At 57.4% G+C, this 1,643-nt stretch carries 1 pseudogene; it reads left to right on the plus strand.

What is annotated here, in order from left to right:
- Positions 1–49: 49 nt before the first annotated feature.
- A pseudogene (locus CR159_RS21280) lies at positions 50–1,605 on the plus strand (IS3 family transposase).
- Positions 1,606–1,643: the final 38 nt, after the last annotated feature.

Consider the following 1,643-nt stretch of genomic DNA (forward strand, 5'->3'; position numbering starts at 1 on the left):
CCCCCCGTGTCAGACTAGTTGTCGCCTCTAATTTTCAAAGAGAGCAGCAATGAAATCCACCTATTCCGAGGCCTTTATCGAACAGGCAGTCAGTAAAGCATTGGCGCGCGGCTCGCGCCCCATCACCGAGATATCCCGTGATTTGAATGTCCCTTACCATACGTTAAGGAAATGGTTAGGGAAGAGCTCGATGAGTAAGCGCGGTGAATTCAAATCAAGAGAGAGGCGTCCCGGTGACTGGAGCCCCGAGGAACAGCTGCAAGCGCTGCATGAAACGCATGAGCTGTCGGATGAAGCCTTGCAGGCCTGGTGCCGAGAAAAGGGCTTGTTTGCTCATAACCTGACGGCCTGGAGAACGGCTTTTTGCGAAGGGGCCAAGTCGCCGGCCGGCGCCAGCGCACAAAGCCGCACGTTAAAAGATGAAAACGCCAAGCTCAAGCGAGAATTAGCCCGCAAAGAAAAGGCCTTGGCCGAGGCGGCGGCGTTGCTGATACTGCAAAAAAAGTACCAGGCGCTGTGGGAGGACGAGGACAAATGACCTCGCTCGCACAGCGCAGCCAGATCGTGACCCTGGTGGATCAGGCCGTCGTGGCCGGGGCCCGCCAGGCTCGCGCCTGCCAGACCATCTACTTGAGCGCTCGCACGCTGCAACGCTGGCGTCTGGCTCCCAATCAGGGCGACCAGCGTCGGGCACGGGTTCAGGATCCCAGAAACAAACTGAGCGAGCTTGAGCGCCAACGCGTGCTGGCAGTGGCTAACTCTAAAGAGTTTGGACACCTCGCGCCCAGCCAGATCGTCCCGATTCTGGCAGACCGCGGCCTGTACATCGCTTGTGAATCAACGTTTTACCGCGTGCTCAAGGCCGAAAACCAGCTTAAACATCGTGGAGCCCAGCGACCGTCTCAGGCTCGCACCAAGCCGCGTGCGCTCCAGGCGAGAGGTCCAAACCAACTGTTCAGTTGGGACATCACCTATTTGCCGACCCGCATCAAGGGCATTTACTTTTACCTGTATTTATTCATGGATCTGTTCAGCCGCAAGATTGTAGGCTGGCAGATTTATGAAACGGAAAGCAGCGAGCTGGCCGCCGAAGTAGTTCGGGACATCTGCGAGCGTGAGAACATTGCGCCGCACCAGGTCGTACTGCATTCGGATAATGGCAGCCCGATGAAGGGATCCACCATGCTGGCGACCCTGCAAGCTTTGGGCGTGGCTCCTTCCTATAGTCGCCCGGCTGTCAGCAACGACAACCCATTCTCGGAGTCGCTTTTCAAGACGTTGAAATACCGGCCAGCATACCCTCGTCAGGCGTTCGAGGATCTTGGGGCAGCCAGAGCATGGGTAAGCGAGTTCGAGTGCTGGTATAACCATGAGCACCGCCACAGTGCGATCCGCTTCGTGACGCCGGCTCAGCGCCATGCCGGTCAAGACGGTGCACTACTGGCCGGTCGCGCTGAAGTTTATGAAGCTGCTAAAGCTCGGAACCCTGAGCGTTGGAGCGGCGCCGTTCGCGACTGGTCCCGGATTGCCGTTGTCCATCTGAATCCCGAGAATCCGGCTAAGCCATGCCTACGGCAATCTGAGACAGTAAAACAGGCCGCATGAATCCCTTACCCAAACGACAACTAGCTTGACAATCACCG

Source organism: Pollutimonas subterranea (genome assembly GCF_002849655.1).
In the GTDB taxonomy this organism is placed as follows: domain Bacteria; phylum Pseudomonadota; class Gammaproteobacteria; order Burkholderiales; family Burkholderiaceae_B; genus Pollutimonas; species Pollutimonas subterranea.